Raw genomic sequence first — 16,051 nt, 5'->3', positions numbered from 1 at the left:
TAACCTCGATACTAAATTAGGGATAATAGATCGGAGGCATAGCGCGCCTGCGGGGTAGTTGGCTGCTGCGACTGCGCTTTGGCGATGCGCCCAGCGCCGCTGGTATCGCGAGATGGTATAGTTGCGTCAAGCTACAGGAAGAAAGGCAGGGAAGGCGTTAATCCTGGTAAGGCGCCCCTCCCCCCTCGGACCGCCATCGGTTAGGACCGCCACTATCAAGAGGGCGGTCCAATTCGAAGTCAGTCCACCAATTCCACCGCCATTGCGGTGGCTTCGCCGCCGCCGATGCAGAGGCTGGCAATGCCCTTCTTCCCGCCCGTGCGCTCAAGGGCCGCGAGGAGGGTGGACAAAATCCGCGCACCCGAAGCGCCGATCGGATGACCGAGCGCCACGGCGCCGCCGTGAATGTTCACCTTCTCATGCGGAATGCCGAGATCGCGCATCGCGGCCATCGACACGCAGGCAAAGGCTTCGTTGATTTCGAACAGATCGACATCCTCGACCTTCCAGCCCGTCTTCTGGAGCAGCTTCTCGATCGCGCCGATCGGGGCAGTGGTGAAGCGCTCCGGCTCGCGGGCGTGGGCCGTGTGGCCCACAATGCGCGCGACCGGCTTCAAACCCTTCGCCGTCGCTACCGATTCACGCGCCAGCACCAGCGCCGCCGCACCGTCGTTGATGGAGGAGGAGGTCGCCGCCGTGATCGTGCCATCCTTGGCGAAGGCGGGCTTCAGCGACGGAATCTTGTCCGGCTTGCCTTTCTTGGGGCTTTCATCCTGCGAAACCACTTCTTCGCCAGCGCGGGTCTTGACCGTGACGGGCACGATCTCCTTGTCGAAGCCACCGCTATCCTGCGCCTTCACGGCACGGGCGAGAGATTCGATCGCATAGGCGTCCTGCGCCTCGCGGGTGAACTGATATTCGCGCGACGTGTCCTCGGCGAAGGTGCCCATGGCCCGGCCCGGCTCGTAAGCGTCTTCCAGGCCGTCCAGCATCATATGGTCGTAGATTGCGTCATGGCCGATGCGCGCGCCGCCGCGATGCTTCTTCATGAGGTAAGGGGCGTTGGTCATGCTCTCCATGCCGCCCGCGATGATGATGTCGCTGGAACCGGCCGCGATGGAATCGGCCGCCATCATCGCCGCCTTCATGCCCGAACCGCACATCTTGTTGATGGTGACCGCCTCGACATCTTTCGGAAGGCCCGCCTTCAGTGCCGCCTGACGCGCTGGCGCCTGGCCGAGGCCGGCGGACAGCACGCAGCCCATATAGATGCGCTCGACATCTTCATTGGCGATCCCGGCCCGCTCGACGGCGGCCTTGACCGCAACCGCGCCAAGCTCCGGCGCACTGACGTTCGACAGGCTACCCTGGAACGCACCCATCGGCGTGCGGGCGTAGGAAAGAATGACAACGGGATCGGCGGTCATGATAAACTCCTGGTTTCCGACTTCGTCATTACGAGCGCAGCGAAGCAATCCAGCCACTGGATCGCCGCCTCGCTGCACTCATCGCGATGACGAGGGAGGCTATTGTGCACTGCACATAAGCCCCCTTGCCGCCTTGTTCAAACCTTTCCCCCACGCTAGGGCCGGATCAAAATAAGGAGAGGCCTCACATGTCCGACTTCGGACTCGATTTCGCGCTCGGCGAGATGGCGGACGCCATCCGCGAGACCACTGCCCGTTTCGCCGCCGATCGCATCCAGCCTTTGGCCGCGAAGATCGACGAGGAGGACTGGTTTCCGGTCGAACTCTGGCCGGAAATGGGCGCGCTGGGCCTACACGGCATCACTGTCGAGGAAGAGCTTGGCGGCCTCGGCCTCGGCTATCTCGAACATGTCGTCGCGCAGGAAGAAATCGCCCGCGCCTCCGCCTCGATCGGCCTCTCCTACGGCGCGCACTCGAACCTCTGCGTCAACCAGATCCGCCGCTGGGCGAACCCGGAGCAGAAGGCGAAATATCTGCCCAAGCTCATCAGCGGTGAACATGTCGGCAGCCTCGCCATGTCCGAAGCGGGCGCCGGATCCGACGTTGTCGGCATGAAGATGCGCGCCGAGAAGAAGGGAGACCGCTACGTCCTCAACGGCACCAAATTCTGGATCACCAACGCGGCTTATGCCGACACGCTCGTCGTCTATGCGAAGACGGGCGAGGGCAGCCGGGGCATCACCACCTTCATCATCGAAAAGGACATGCCGGGCTTCTCGATCGGCCAGAAGATCCCGAAAATGGGCATGCGCGGTTCGCCGACCGCCGAGCTCGTCTTCAACGACTGCGAAGTTCCGGAAGAAAATGTCATGGGTCCGCTCAACGGCGGCGTTGGCGTCCTCATGTCCGGCCTTGATTATGAGCGCACCGTCCTTGCGGGCATCCAGCTCGGAATCATGCAGGCCTGCCTCGACGTCGTCCTGCCTTATGTTCGCGAGCGCAAGCAGTTCGGCAACCCGATCGGCAGTTTCCAGCTCATCCAGGCCAAGGTCGCCGACATGTATGTCGCGCTGAACTCGGCCCGCGCCTATGTCTACGCCGTCGCCCGCGCCTGCGATGCGGGCAAGACGACGCGCTTCGACGCCGCAGGTGCGATCCTGCTCGCGTCGGAAAATGCGGTGAAGACCTCGCTCGAAGCCATCCAGGCCTTGGGTGGCGCGGGCTATACCAAGGATTGGCCGGTCGAACGCTACTTGCGCGACGCCAAGCTTCTCGATATCGGCGCGGGCACAAATGAAATCCGCCGCATGCTGATCGGCCGCGAACTCATCGGCGCTGCATGATGCCCCTCCCCCCGTCATTCCGGCGGAAGCCGGAATCTCATGACGAAAGGGCGCGTTTCCGTCCCCAGACCCCGGCTTTCGCCAGTGTGACGGAGGAAGTGTGAGCGAGAAGCTCGTCGAAATCGTCGAATGGTATGCGGCGGGCAGCGCGGCCTTTGCAGCGCTTCTCGTCGCCCTCGATCTCGGTCGGAAGGTGACCGGCTATGCGATGGTCCTTTTCTGCACCTCGTCCGTCGCCTTCATCACCTATGGCCTGACCGACAATGAAGGCGCGCTCTGGGTCCAGAACACGATCCTGCTCTGTATCAACCTGGTTGGCGTTTACCGCTACCTCATTAGAAAGCGGCCGGTATGACTGCTCTCACCTCCAAGATCGATGACGGGGCCGAAGCCTTCCGCCGCAACGCCGCGCATAACCGGGCGCTGGTGGAAGAATTGCGCGCGAAGGTTGCGGAGGCGGCGAAAGGCGGCCCCGAAAAGCATCGCGAACGCCACGTCTCGCGCGGCAAGCTCCTCCCCCGCGATCGCGTCACCCGCCTTCTCGATCCCGGCTCGCCTTTCCTTGAGGTAGGCCAGCTTGTCGCAAACGGAATGTATGGGAACGAAGCGCCCGGCGCCGGTATGATCTGCGGCATCGGCCGCGTGTCGGGCCGCGATGTAATGATCGTCGCCAACGATCCCACCGTGAAGGGCGGCGCCTACTTCCCGATGACGGTGAAGAAGCATCTCCGCGCCCAGGAAATCGCCCTTCAGAACCGTCTCCCCTGCGTCTACCTCGTCGATAGCGGCGGCGCGAACCTGCCCCACCAGGCCGAAGTCTTCCCGGATAAGGAGCATTTCGGCCGCATCTTCTTCAATCAGGCGCAGATGTCGAGCCAGGGCATCGCCCAGATTGCCTGCGTGATGGGCAGCTGCACCGCAGGCGGCGCCTACGTCCCCGCAATGTCGGACGAAACCGTGATCGTCCGCAATCAGGGCACAATCTTCCTCGGCGGCCCGCCTTTGGTGAAGGCCGCCACCGGCGAAGTCATCAGTGCCGAAGATTTGGGCGGCGGCGACCTCCACGCGCGCAAGTCCGGCGTGGTCGATCACCTTGCCGAAAATGACGAACACGCCCTCGCCATCGTCCGCGACATCGTCGCCAATCTCGGCCTTCCGTTCGCTTCGAGCGAAGTCGAGAAGCATGGCACGGGCTTTAGCGATCCGGTTCCGCCCAAATATGACGCGGAAGATCTCTACGGCATCATCCCCGACGACGTCCGCACGCCCTACGATGTCCACGAAGTCATCGCGCGGATCGTAGACGGCAGCGAATTCCACGAATTCAAGCCGCTCTACGGCTCGACCCTCGTCTGCGGCTTTGCCCGCATCTGGGGTATGCCGGTCGCGATCCTCGCCAATAGCGGCATCCTGTTTTCGGAAAGCGCGCAAAAGGGCGCGCATTTCATAGAACTCGCCTGCCAGCGCCGCACGCCCTTGCTGTTCCTCCAGAACATCTCCGGCTTCATGGTCGGCGGCAAATATGAGGCGGAAGGGATCGCCAAGCACGGCGCCAAGCTCGTCACCGCCGTCGCCACCGCGCAGGTGCCCAAGATCACCGTGCTGATCGGCGGCAGCTTCGGGGCAGGCAATTACGGCATGTGCGGCCGGGCTTATTCCCCGCGCTTCCTTTTCACTTGGCCCAACAGTCGCATCAGCGTGATGGGCGGCGAACAGGCCGCGAGCGTTCTCGCCACCGTCCACCGCGACGCCGACACGTGGGATGCGGAGCAAGCCGAAGCCTTCAAGGCTCCGATCCGCCAGAAATACGAGGACGAAGGCAATCCTTATTACGCCACAGCCCGCCTCTGGGACGACGGCATCATCGACCCAGCACAGACCCGCGACGTCCTCGGCCTAGCCTTTGCGGCCACCTTGAACGCCCCCATCCCTGAACGCGCTCAGTTCGGCGTGTTTAGAATGTGAGGTGAAGACAATGTTGCTCCAACCTTCTTCATTGCCCGTTGCGATTGTCGGTGCGCAAAATATTGGCGTCGTAGTCGAGTACAGCTTTTTCGATGGGGGAAGCGATGACGCCTCCTGTTTGAGAGAGGCCGTAGCGAGCCATTTTGAATTGCTTGCCACACGCGGCAGGCGTTGGCGGCCAGGTGACAGGCCGCTATTCGACCCGGCGGTGCTCGACACAATGATCGGCTCGCCCATCGACCGCCTCAATTTTCTCGGTGAATGGTACGATCCGGCCTCCAACGGGTTAATCTTGCGGGGTTCAGGTGAAATCGAAGGCATGGGGCGCCGCACCAATCCTCGCTATTCCGAACTGGAGGTGCGGCGGCGCTTCCCTAGTGGTTGGAGCCCCGAACATCCTTCGCATGACATGGGCAACTACGCTTATGCCTTTTCTCAGCCGCCGCTCGGCCTCCTTTCCGGTTATGCCGTCGTAGAGGCGATGTTCCGCGAAATTAACGATCTGATCCTTCAACCTGGCGACCGTCACCGGATCCGCAACTGGAGCGGTTACGATCTCACCCGTTTGTCGGACTATTTCAATGCCGGCGCAGAATATTGGGGCACGTTCCTCTTCACCATAGTGAACGAGCCAAGCGGTCGCCTCGTGGTGATCAGCGCCTCGGCAAGCGATTGAACGGCAAAATGCGGCCTCTTCCACGATCCCCAATTATCCTGCCCGTAGCGGCGAGGACTTTGCACGGTGCCCTATCATGATCCAATCCCTCCTCATCGCAAACCGGGGCGAGATTGCCTGCCGGATCATCCGCACCGCCCGGCGGCTCGGCATTCGCACAATCGCCGTTTATTCCGACGCGGACGCGAAGGCGCTGCATGTGCGGGAGGCGGACGAGGCCGTGCATATCGGCCCGTCGGCAGCGCGTGAAAGCTATCTGATCGGTGACAAGATCATCGCTGCCGCCAAGCAAACCGGCGCGGAGGCCATCCATCCGGGCTACGGCTTCCTGTCCGAAAATGCCGATTTCGCGGAAAAGGTGATCGCGGCAGGCCTGATCTGGGTCGGCCCGCAGCCTTCCTCGATCCGCGCCATGGGCCTGAAGGACGCCGCCAAGAAATTGATGGACGCGGCGGGCGTGCCCACCACGCCCGGCTATCTTGGCGACGATCAATCGCCGGATCGCCTCCAGTGCGAAGCCGACACCATCGGCTATCCCGTCCTGATCAAGGCCGTGGCGGGCGGCGGCGGCAAGGGGATGCGCAAGGTTAACGCTGCGTCCGACTTTGCCGACATGCTCCTCTCCTGCAAGCGCGAGGCTGCCTCCTCCTTCGGCGACGACCGCGTCCTCATCGAAAAATATATCGAACGCCCACGCCATATCGAAGTGCAGGTGTTCGGCGACCGCCAAGGCAATATCGTCCACCTGTTCGAACGCGATTGCTCGCTCCAGCGCCGCCATCAAAAGGTGATCGAGGAAGCCCCCGCGCCCGGCATGGATGATGCCACACGCGCCGCCGTTTGCGAAGCCGCCGTGAAGGCCGCCAAGGCCGTGGACTATGTCGGCGCGGGCACGATCGAATTCATCGCGGACGGATCGGCGGGCCTCCGCCCCGACCGCATCTGGTTCATGGAAATGAACACGCGCCTGCAGGTCGAACATCCGGTGACGGAGGAAATCACCGGGCAAGACCTCGTCGAATGGCAGCTCCGCATCGCATCCGGCGAGCCGCTCCCCAAGCGCCAGGACGAACTCGCCATCAACGGCTGGGCGATGGAAGCGCGCCTCTATGCAGAGGATCCCGCGCACGAATTTCTGCCCTCCACCGGCCGCCTCGACCATTTCGTGCTGGGCCGCTCGATCCGTATCGACACTGGTGTCGAGGAAGGCGACCGCATCAGCCCTTATTATGATCCCATGATCGCCAAGCTGATCGCCACCGGCTCGACGCGCGAAGAGGCGATCGACCGCTTGGTCGACACGCTCGACCAGGTCGAAGTCTGGCCGGTCAAGACCAACGCGGGCTTCCTGAAACGCGCCGCCGCCCATCCGGATTTCCGCGCGGGCGATGTCGAAACCTCGTTCATCCCCTCACGGATCGACGATCTGGTTCCGGGTACGGAGCCGACCGACGGCATCTGGTCGCTGGCCGCCAATGCGCTGCTGGCGTCCGATTATGGCAATGCCGGCATCGGCGCCGATCCTTGGGCAGGCCTCACCGGCTTCCGCGCCAATGCCGATGATGATCGTACGGTCGCTCTCGCGCATGGCGGCGCGACCCGGCTCATCGACCCGGACGAAGCCGAACCCGAAGGCATCGCGACGACCGGCGGCAATGCCGTCCTCGTCTTCTCTGAAGGCCAGGCCTTCGCCTTCACCCTTCCGGGCGCGGGCGGCAGCGCAGGTGGCGGCGTTGCCGGCGACGGCTCGCTCATCTCCCCCATGCCCGGCCGCATCATCGCCGTGGATGCACGGCAGGGCGATACGGTCACGAAGGGTCAGAAGCTTGTCACGCTGGAAGCCATGAAGATGGAACACAGCCTCACCGCGCCCTTCGACGGCGTGGTCGCCGAACTCAACGCTAGCGAAGGTGCGCAAGTGGTCGAAGGCACATTGCTAGTTCGTATCGAAAAGGCGGAGTGATCGTCGGGCAGGACGAGTACCCTTTTAAGCTAAGACAGGCGTCATTTTCCCGCAGGGGCCGGTTCGGGCTCTCGCGCGCTCTCGCCTCCCAGCGCCTTCACGAAATCCAGTCGCCACTGGACGACATCTTCTTTCTCCACGCTTTCCATCATTGCCTTCCAGCGACGGATGCGTTCTTCGCGCGGCATTTCCAGGGCCGTCTTGATGGCATCGCTCACCTCATCGGCGCTGTACGGATTGACGAGCAACGCGTCTTTCAACTGCAGAGCCGCGCCAGCGAAGCGGGATAGAATGAGAACGCCCGGATCATCAGGATCTTGCGCCGCGACATATTCTTTGGCGACAAGGTTCATGCCGTCGCGCAACGGCGTGATGAGCGCAATTTGGGACGCGCGGTAAAAACCGGCGAGATCGGCGCGCGGATAGCCCTGATTCACATAGCGGATCGGCACCCAGTCGATTTCCGCAAACTCGCCATTGATGCGGCCAGAAAGTGCATCCAGCTCTTCGCGGATTGTCTCATAGGTCGAAACCTCACCCCGGCTGGGCGGCGCGATTTGGAGAAGGAAGACGTCCTCGCGCTTATCCGGATTGTTTTCGAGAAAACGCTGATAACCCGAGAAACGCTCATGCAGCCCTTTGGAATAATCGAGCCGGTCGACGCCGATCAGCACCTTACGGCCTGCCGCACTGTCACGAAGCCGCGCATAGGCTTGCTCGGCTTCGTCAGAACGGCTGGCATCGGTAAAATCGGCAAAGTCGATGCCGATCGGATAAGCCGCGATGTGTACGCTGCGATGACCGATGTGAAGTGTACCGTCCGGGTCCAACGTTCCGCCAAGTTCGCGGACCACATAATCGCGAAATGCCTCCAGCCATTCCTGCGTTTGGAAGCCGATCACGTCATAAGCGAGGAGCGACCGCACCAATTTCTGGTGGTCGGGCAGTGAAACGAGCAGGCGCCCGGGCGGCCAAGGGATGTGGAGAAAGAAGCCCATCCGGTTCTTCAGCCCGCGGTCACGCAGCTTCTGGCCTAGCGGGATCAGATGATAATCATGGATCCACACCAGGTCGTCCTGATCGATAAGCGGGCTGACCGTATCGGCAAAGCGTTCGTTGACCCGCTGATAACCCGCGTCGAAGCTCCGGTCATATTCGGCAAGATCGATACGATAGTGGAAAAGCGGCCAAAGCGTGCGGTTGGCATAGCCGTTATAATATTCGTCAACGTCCTGATCTTCGAGATCGATCGTCGCAGTCGTGACGCCATCGGCGCGCTGCAATTCGATATGACCGGTAAATTCGTCGGTGCGGTTTCCTGACCAGCCAAACCACAGGCCCCGATATTCGCGAAGCGCCGCGCCAAGCGCCACGGCTAGCCCCCCCTGCGCCCCGGCGGCGCTATCGGCTTTGGGCGGGGAAACCCTGTTCGAGATAACGATCAGGCGGCTCACCGGATAGAACTCCACGAGCGGGACAGCATCACCGCGCAGTTGATCAATCCGACGAGGCTGTAGGTTTGCGGATAATTGCCCCATAATTCACCGGTTTCGAAATCGGTGTCCTCGGAAAGAAGGCCAGCGGGCGTCAGCCGCTCCAGCATTTTTTCGTAGAGCTCCCGTGCCTCGCCGGTGCGGCCGGTGAGATGCATCGCTTCGATGAGCCAGAAGGTGCAGAAGTTGAAAGCAGTTTCGGGCAAGCCGAAATCGTCCTCGTCGGCATAGCGGAGCATGTGCTCGCCGCGCCGCAGCCCTTTTTCCACCACTTCGGCTGTGCGAGTAAAACGGGGATCGCGCGGCTCGACGAAACGGATATCGGCAAGCTGGAGGAGGCTCGCATCGAGCTCCTGCCCCCCGAACGTCGCGGCAAAGCGCCCTTCCTCTTCCACCCACGCATCCTGCTCGATCCGCGCGCGAACCTTGGTGGCCCTGTCCCGCCACACTGCCGCGCGATCTTCAAGTCCCAAAGCCACGGCTGCATTGGCAAGCCGATCGCAGGCGGCCCAGCTCATCGCCGAACTATAGGTGTGGACGGAGGTTCGCGTCCGGAATTCCCAAAGCCCGGCATCGGGCTGATCGTGCATGTCCCACGCCCGCTCACCAACCTTTTCCAGCGACGCGAAATCCGCCTCGGTCGCGATCCGGAACAGGCGCTGATCGAAAAAGGCCTGGGCGTTAGACAAGATGATCTGTCCATAAGCGTCGTGCTGAATCTGGGTATAAGCGGCGTTGCCCACCCGGACGGGGCCCATGCCGCGATACCCTGCCAACGCGTCGGCCTCCCATTCCTCCAGCTTCGCCGCGCCGCTTACGGCGTAAAGCGGCTGGATATGCCCGCCCTTGGCGTCGTCTACGATATTGCGCAAATAGCCGAGATAGCCCTCCAAGACGTCAAGCGCGCCCAGCCGGTTAAGTGCCTGCACCGTGTAATAAGCGTCGCGCACCCAACAATAGCGATAATCCCAGTTGCGGCCGCTGTTGGCGGCCTCCGGAATGGATGTGGTGAGCGCCGCGACGATCGCGCCCGTCTGTTCGTGCTGGCACAGCTTCAGCGTAATCGCAGCGCGGATCACGACATGCTGCCACTCCAGCGGAATGGCGAGCCCCCTCACCCATTCGCGCCAATGGTCGGCGGTTTCATGCAGCATAGTGGCAAGCACGTGGCTGACATTGCCGTTGAACGGCTCATCCGGGCCCAGGAAGAAATGAAGGGATTTTTCGAGCCGGAAACAGCGCCCTTCCAATACATGGCCCACAGGAGCATCGGTGGTAAGACGAAGCGGCTGTGGCTTCAGAAGATAACGGATGTGATTGGTGCCGTTGGTCCGCTCCGCATCCTCCCCACCCCAATGGGTCGCGGGATTGAGCTGCATGCGGATCCGGGGCGTGCCCGCCACCGGGCGCACGATGCGCACAAACGCGACCGGGCGGTACATACGACCGGAACGAAAAAACCGCGGACAGAAGTCGAATATCTCGGCGGCGCCGCCATCCGCGTCGGTCAGCTTCGTCACCAGGATCGGCGTATTACGGAGATAGCGCTGTTCAGCATGAACCTGATTTTCGAGCGCAATCCGCCATTCCCCGCGCGGCAGGGCGCTGTCGCCCTTCGGGTCGAGAAGCGAGCAGAAAAGCGGGTCGCCATCGACCTGTGGCGCGCACCCCCAAACGAACCCCGCATTTCCATCGACGAGCGCGCTGACCTGGCAATTGCCGATCGGCCATAGCGACAGATTGCTCACAACGCGCCTCCATCGGCAAAACCGTTCAACCAGCGCGCGACGGATGCGACGCTATCGAGGCGCCAGAGCGCCGCCGTCGGCCGTGCGGCGCCCACCAGCACGCCGGCGCCGCCCAGCTCGGCGGCCGCCGCGAAGGCATGTTCGTCTGTTAGGTCGTCTCCCACGAAGACAGGACGCGCGGAGGCAAATTCCGGTTCCGTCATGAATGCGCGGACCGCATCGCCCTTGTCCGCACCATGGGGGCGGAGTTCGGTCATCATCTTGCCGTGCTGAACGCGAAGGCCCGTTGTTCGCGCAATCTCATCCATGAATGCCTGGGCGCGCCCCTCGATGTCGGGAACCTTCCGATAATGGAGAGCGACACCGAAGCTCTTGTCCTCGACAACCATCCCTTCAACACCGCGCGCGAAATCTTCCACGGCTTCCAGCGCTATGGCAATTTCAGGCGGCAGGTCGGGCGCAACGATGCGGCCATCGGCGAAGCGCAGTTCCAGCCCGTGCGATCCCGATACAGCGAGGTTCGAGCAGCGCACATAGCGGTCGATATCGGCGATGCCCCGCCCGCTGATGAGGGCGAGGCGCCCCTTGAGCTTCCGCGAAAGAGCGCCGAGCAGCGGCCCCAATTCCGCGGGGACATGGATCTCGTCCGGCGCCTCCGCCAGTTCAACGAGCGTCCCATCGAAATCGAGGAAGAGCGCCGCGCCGTCCAGAAGCGAAGGCGGCGGCGGGGTGAGGTTAAATGACAATGTAGGCCCCTGCATCGTGCCCCTTCAAAGCACGAAACGCAGAGCTGTTCCCAAAATCCCGCCGTTGACGGGTGCGGTCCCCTAATCGATCGCTTCACCAGGATCGGTGCCCCAAAAATGGGAAACGCGAATGAAGCCCTGCTTCCCCTTCACATCGATGCGACACCATCCGTCGTCACATTTTGATATGCGGCCAACAACGCCCGGTTCCGCGCGATAGCGGATGGCCGACGACGCATCGGGCTTGTCATGGATCGGCCGCGTGCCTTCGCCGGTAATGAGCGCGGTCCGCCGATCGGAAAGCAGATGGACAAGCATCCAGCCCGTCGTGCCGTCCGGATCCTGCACTTTTCGCCAGCTCGGATAAACTTCCAGAACCTTGATGGGCAGATCGGCGCGCTGATAGAGGAAGGTGCCCGGATAATTGCGCCCAGGCCCCGTCCGCATCATCGCCTTCCCCGCCGTGATCGAAGCCCAATAAGGCGTCTTCCGCTCCTCCTGCGCCGAGGCGGAGGTTGCGAAACAGGCAAAAAGGAGGAGGCTGATCGCGCTTTTTTTCATGCTACTTGCTTATCCGATGGGCCGCCGCTGGTTCAAGCGCGCACGATATCATCATTGCGACCGAGCGAAGCAATCCAGCAGCACCGGACCCGGCCGCAAGATGGATTGCTTCGTCGCCACGCTACTCGCAATGACGCGTGGATCAGTCGCCCGCGGCGATACGATCGATGAGCTGCTTCACCGTGGGCACGAAGCCGTTCGAATAGAAGGGATCCTTCTTGAAACGGAAGGCGGCGTGGCCGGCGAACATGAGGTTTTCCTCGACCGGGCCGCCATGGGCGATGTCCTGAAGCGTCTTCTGAATGCAGAAGCTGCGCGGGTCCGCGAGGCGTCCGGTCGAATTCTTCTCATTATCCGCCCAGGACGAGAAGGCACATTGGCTGAGACAGCCCATACAATCGGCCTGATCCTTACGGATGACCGCCTTTTCTTCCGGCGTCACGAAGACGAGGGTTTCGTCCGGCGTCTTCAGCGTTTCCGTGAAGCCTTGCGCATACCATTCGCGCGCATGGAGCAGGTCGCCCTTCGTCACCCACACATTCTTCTTGCCTGCGACGCCGACGTCTAGCTGGAAAGCATGATCGCCAAGTTCTTCCTTGGTAAAGGCAATCTGGCGATGCGAGCGCGCTTCGAGATTGCGCAGAAAAGGATTGCGAACCGCCGAACTATAAAAGCCGGTCGGTGAGAAACGGTGGAGGAGGACATCCCCTTCTTCCAGCGTCATTAAACGCTGTTTCCATTCATCGGGAATGGGGCTTTCCTGCGTCAGGAGCGGGCGGGTGCCGAACTGGAATGCGATCTGCCCGAGTTCGGGGTTATCGATCCAATTGTCCCATTCCTTCAAATTCCAGACGCCGCCCGCCATGACGATCGGCACGCTGTCCGAAATACCACCTTCGCGCATTGCATCGCGCAACGCCTTGACGCGCGGATAGGGATCCTGCGGAGCAAGCGGGTCTTCGGCGTTGGAGAGACCATTGTGGCCGCCAGCCAGCCAGGGATCTTCATAAACAACGGCGGACAAATAACCGGCGAACTTGGAATAAGCCCGCTTCCAGAGCGCGCTGAAGGCGCGGGCCGAACTGATGATTGGAAGATAGGTGACGCCATAAGATGCGGCGATTTCGGACAGCTTATAGGGCATGCCCGCGCCGCACGTGACACCCGCTACCATACCCTTCGTGCGCTCAAGAACGCCATGCAGAATACGCTGGGCGCCGCCCATTTCCCAAAGGACATTGATGTTGATCGCGCCCTTGCCGTTCGACATTTCAAACGCGCGGCGAACCTGCTCGACCGCGCCGTCAATGGCGTATTTGATCAGTTCTTCATGCCGGTCGCGGCGGGTAAGTGCGTGATAGACCTGCGGAATGATCCGGCCTTCGGGGTCATAGCTGTCGGCATTGACTGCGGACACGGTGCCGATTCCTCCGGCAGCTGCCCAGGCGCCCGAACTCATATGGTTGGTCGCCGAAACACCCTTGCCGCCCTCAACCAGCGGAAGCACTTCGCGCCCCGCATACAGGATCGGCTTAATACCCTTGAACAATCCATCCTCCACGCTTTTCGACGAGCGCCTATATCGACGAAATCGCCAATTGGCCAAAAAATCGTATCAGAGGCTTTTCAGCACTCGTTCGAGCAGGCGATCAATGCCCGCCACAGCTTCCGGCTCCTCGAGCGTCGGCGCATGTCCAACGCGCGGAACGGTCACGCTTTCCATCTCCGGCAGCCGCGCGGTCATCTTTTCGGCCGTTTCGGCGGTGAAAAGGTCTGAGCGCTCGCCCCGGACGATCAATGAAGGAATGCCTTTAAGGCCCATTAAGGCTGGCCAGAGGTCAACGCCGATGGGCCCGTCCGGCGCCCGGAACGGCTCGGCGATCTTCATATCATAGTCGAACACGATGCGCCCTGCACCGCTCAACCTGCACAGCCGCTTGGCATGGATGAGCCATTGATCGAGCGTCCAATCCGGATAAACCTCACCCTGCACTTCCGAAAAATAGCGGGCCGCATGCAGCCAGGTCGGCCAGCTTTGTGACCGGCCGACATAGCCGCGAATCCGCTCCAGGCCCCGTCCGTCCAGCTCCGGTCCGACATCGTTGAGCAGCGCGCCCTTCAACCGACCCTTCTGACTAGTCGACAACAGCATCGTGATAAGGCCGCCCAAAGACGTGCCGAAAAGGACGAAGCGCTTCAGGTCCAGCGCGTCGATCAGCGCCGCGACGTCGCCCACATAAGTGAGCGGCACATAACTCATCGGATCCTTGGCGTAGGCGCTATCCCCGCGTCCACGCAGATCGAGGCACAGGACGCGCCAATCGCCGGCCAGCCGCGCCGCCACGCCTTCAAAATCCCGCGCATTGCGGGTGAGGCCCGGGATGCAGAGGATCGGCGGACGATCGCCCCGCCCGGGATAATCGCGGTAATGCAGACGGAGATCATTCCCGGCCTGCCAATATCCGTCGGTCCATGCCGCCATGCCTTGCGCCCCCTTGTTGGAGCCCCATTTATCGACGGATGATTCACGCTTCACAAGAGCGATGGGGAAACCTCCGCTCCTCATCTCGGTTATTGCGGCGATGGCCGCCATCAGCGCATATCGCCCAATGACGCCTATACTCTCGCTCGGCGAATCCGTTTACGACGCCGTGAAGGCCGCCGACTTTCCCCAGACGATCCTGCGCTTCCGCAACGATCGCGCCGCGGCGTCGGTTGGCCTCGATACCTTCACCGACGCGCAATGGCTGCGTCATTTCGGGCGGTTCGATCCGTTGCCGGACAATCTGCCCGAGCCGCTGGCCCTTCGATATCACGGCCATCAGTTCCGTACCTACAATCCGGACATTGGCGATGGGCGGGGGTTTCTGTTCGCTCAGCTATATGACGGGCGGGGCCGCTTGCGGGACCTTGGCACCAAGGGATCGGGCCCGACACCCTATAGCCGCTTCGGCGATGGACGGCTGACGCTGAAGGGCGGCGTTCGCGAGATATTGGCGACGGAAATGCTGGAAGCCCTGGGCGTCGACACCTCCAAGACCTTCTCTCTGATCGAGACTGGCGAAGCGCTGGAGCGCGGCGATGAACCCTCCCCCACCCGCTCCGCCGTGCTGGTGCGCCTCAGCCACGGCCATATCCGTATCGGGACGTTCCAACGGCTTGCTTATTATCAGGATGCGGACGCGATGCGGCGCCTGGTCAGCTATTGCCTCACGCACTTTTTCGGAGAAGACGAGGGAGACGATGGAATAGCGCGCTTCTTCGCCCATGTCGCCCGCCGCTGCGCGCGGCTCGCAGCCTCCTACATCGCGGCGGGCTTCGTTCATGGCGTGCTCAACACCGACAATATCAATGTGACGGGCGAGAGCTTCGATTATGGGCCGTGGCGGTTCACGCCGATGTGGGACGGACATTTCACCGCCGCCTATTTCGACCAGACCGGGCTCTATGCGTTCGGCCGCCAGCCCGAGGCCATTCACTGGAACCTGGTTCAGCTCGCCGCCTGCCTGCGCCTGATCGCGGAAGCCGATGCCCTCACGTCCGCGATCGAGAGTTTTCCAGACCTCTTCCGGGCCGAGCTGGCCGCCGCGATGCTCGCCCGGCTCGGCGTCGTGCCGCAAAATCGGGAGGAAGACTCCGCTCTGCTCGTCGCGATGGAAAATGCGCTTGTGGAAAAGACGGTCACGATCGACCGCTTTTTCTTTGACTGGCGCGGCGGGCGTCTCCGTGGAGATTCCACCGCCAATCCAAACCCCTCAAGCACCGGACAGTCCGATCCGAATACCCCTTATAAGGGACTTGATCCTTATAAGGGGCGAGGCGATGGTGGCCACCCGCGCGGGTTTGATATTTCCGGGTCGAGCGCTGAGGGCGGCCCATATGAGGGCGCTGAATTTCGCGGCTTCAAGGAGCAGGTGGCAGGCTACGACGCCGCCCCCGGCGCGACGGACCATCCTTATTGGTCGGATGCCGAGCCTTGCTCCATGCATATCGAGGAGGTCGAGGCGATCTGGAGCGCGATTGACGAGCGGAACGATTGGGCACCGCTTCATGCCAAGGTCGCCGCGATCCGGCGAATGGGGGAGGCGTTGGGCAATGCTTGACCCTTTTGCCCAAACATGGTGGGGCG

13 protein-coding genes are annotated in these 16,051 nt (G+C 62.0%); 6 read left to right on the top strand and 7 right to left on the bottom strand.

The window, feature by feature from the left end:
• Positions 1–239: 239 nt before the first annotated feature.
• A complete protein-coding gene (locus tag C7I56_RS02495; RefSeq protein ID WP_106638952.1) occupies positions 240–1,427 on the bottom strand; it encodes an acetyl-CoA C-acyltransferase in 1,188 nt (395 codons plus the stop codon).
• A 188-nt stretch (positions 1,428–1,615) separates the two neighbouring features.
• Between C7I56_RS02495 and C7I56_RS02490 the strand changes: the two genes are divergently transcribed.
• The 5 genes from C7I56_RS02490 to C7I56_RS02470 all read left to right on the top strand — a co-directional run bounded on the left by C7I56_RS02490 (position 1,616) and on the right by C7I56_RS02470 (position 7,374).
• Positions 1,616–2,770: an acyl-CoA dehydrogenase family protein gene (locus C7I56_RS02490; RefSeq protein ID WP_106638951.1), complete on the top strand. Its 1,155-nt coding sequence runs from the start codon at positions 1,616–1,618 to the stop codon at positions 2,768–2,770.
• Positions 2,771–2,870: 100 nt separating this feature from the next.
• Positions 2,871–3,125, top strand: a complete 255-nt coding sequence (locus C7I56_RS02485; RefSeq protein WP_106638950.1) for a hypothetical protein — start codon at positions 2,871–2,873, stop codon at positions 3,123–3,125.
• Positions 3,122–4,735 carry a carboxyl transferase domain-containing protein gene (locus C7I56_RS02480; RefSeq protein WP_106638949.1) on the top strand — a complete coding sequence of 538 codons (1,614 nt, stop codon included), beginning with the start codon at positions 3,122–3,124 and terminating at the stop codon, positions 4,733–4,735. Before C7I56_RS02485 ends, C7I56_RS02480 begins: the two co-directional genes overlap by 4 nt.
• Before the next feature lie 208 nt (positions 4,736–4,943).
• Positions 4,944–5,411, top strand: a complete 468-nt coding sequence (locus C7I56_RS02475; protein WP_158702964.1) for a hypothetical protein — start codon at positions 4,944–4,946, stop codon at positions 5,409–5,411.
• 76 nt (positions 5,412–5,487) lie between these two features.
• Positions 5,488–7,374 carry an acetyl/propionyl/methylcrotonyl-CoA carboxylase subunit alpha gene (locus tag C7I56_RS02470; RefSeq protein WP_106638947.1) on the top strand — a complete coding sequence of 629 codons (1,887 nt, stop codon included), beginning with the start codon at positions 5,488–5,490 and terminating at the stop codon, positions 7,372–7,374.
• Positions 7,375–7,415: 41 nt separating this feature from the next.
• Here C7I56_RS02470 and otsA read toward each other — a convergent pair whose 3' ends face one another.
• The 6 genes from otsA to C7I56_RS02440 form a co-directional block, all read right to left on the bottom strand.
• Positions 7,416–8,828 carry an alpha,alpha-trehalose-phosphate synthase (UDP-forming) gene (otsA, locus tag C7I56_RS02465; protein ID WP_106639597.1) on the bottom strand — a complete coding sequence of 471 codons (1,413 nt, stop codon included), beginning with the start codon at positions 8,826–8,828 and terminating at the stop codon, positions 7,416–7,418.
• Entirely contained in the window at positions 8,825–10,615 is a 1,791-nt protein-coding gene (locus C7I56_RS02460) for a glycoside hydrolase family 15 protein (protein ID WP_106638946.1), read from the bottom strand. Before C7I56_RS02460 ends, otsA begins: the two co-directional genes overlap by 4 nt.
• Complete coding sequence (otsB, locus tag C7I56_RS02455) at positions 10,612–11,376, bottom strand: trehalose-phosphatase (protein WP_106638945.1); 765 nt, start codon at positions 11,374–11,376, stop codon at positions 10,612–10,614. Before otsB ends, C7I56_RS02460 begins: the two co-directional genes overlap by 4 nt.
• Positions 11,377–11,442: 66 nt before the next feature.
• Positions 11,443–11,922, bottom strand: a complete 480-nt coding sequence (locus C7I56_RS02450) for an SH3 domain-containing protein (RefSeq protein WP_106638944.1) — start codon at positions 11,920–11,922, stop codon at positions 11,443–11,445.
• Between the two features lie 142 nt (positions 11,923–12,064).
• A complete protein-coding gene (locus C7I56_RS02445) occupies positions 12,065–13,471 on the bottom strand; it encodes an NAD(P)H-dependent flavin oxidoreductase (RefSeq protein ID WP_106639596.1) in 1,407 nt (468 codons plus the stop codon).
• 66 nt (positions 13,472–13,537) lie between these two features.
• A complete protein-coding gene (locus tag C7I56_RS02440; RefSeq protein ID WP_106638943.1) occupies positions 13,538–14,404 on the bottom strand; it encodes an alpha/beta fold hydrolase in 867 nt (288 codons plus the stop codon).
• A 61-nt stretch (positions 14,405–14,465) separates the two neighbouring features.
• On the opposite strand from C7I56_RS02440, the gene C7I56_RS02435 reads away from it, so the two are divergent.
• Complete coding sequence (locus tag C7I56_RS02435) at positions 14,466–16,025, top strand: protein adenylyltransferase SelO family protein (protein WP_158702963.1); 1,560 nt, start codon at positions 14,466–14,468, stop codon at positions 16,023–16,025.
• Positions 16,026–16,051 lie beyond the last annotated feature (26 nt).

It is taken from the genome of Allosphingosinicella vermicomposti (assembly GCF_003012815.1).
GTDB lineage: Bacteria > Pseudomonadota > Alphaproteobacteria > Sphingomonadales > Sphingomonadaceae > Allosphingosinicella > Allosphingosinicella vermicomposti.
This window is presented reverse-complemented; position numbering and strand designations above follow the sequence as displayed.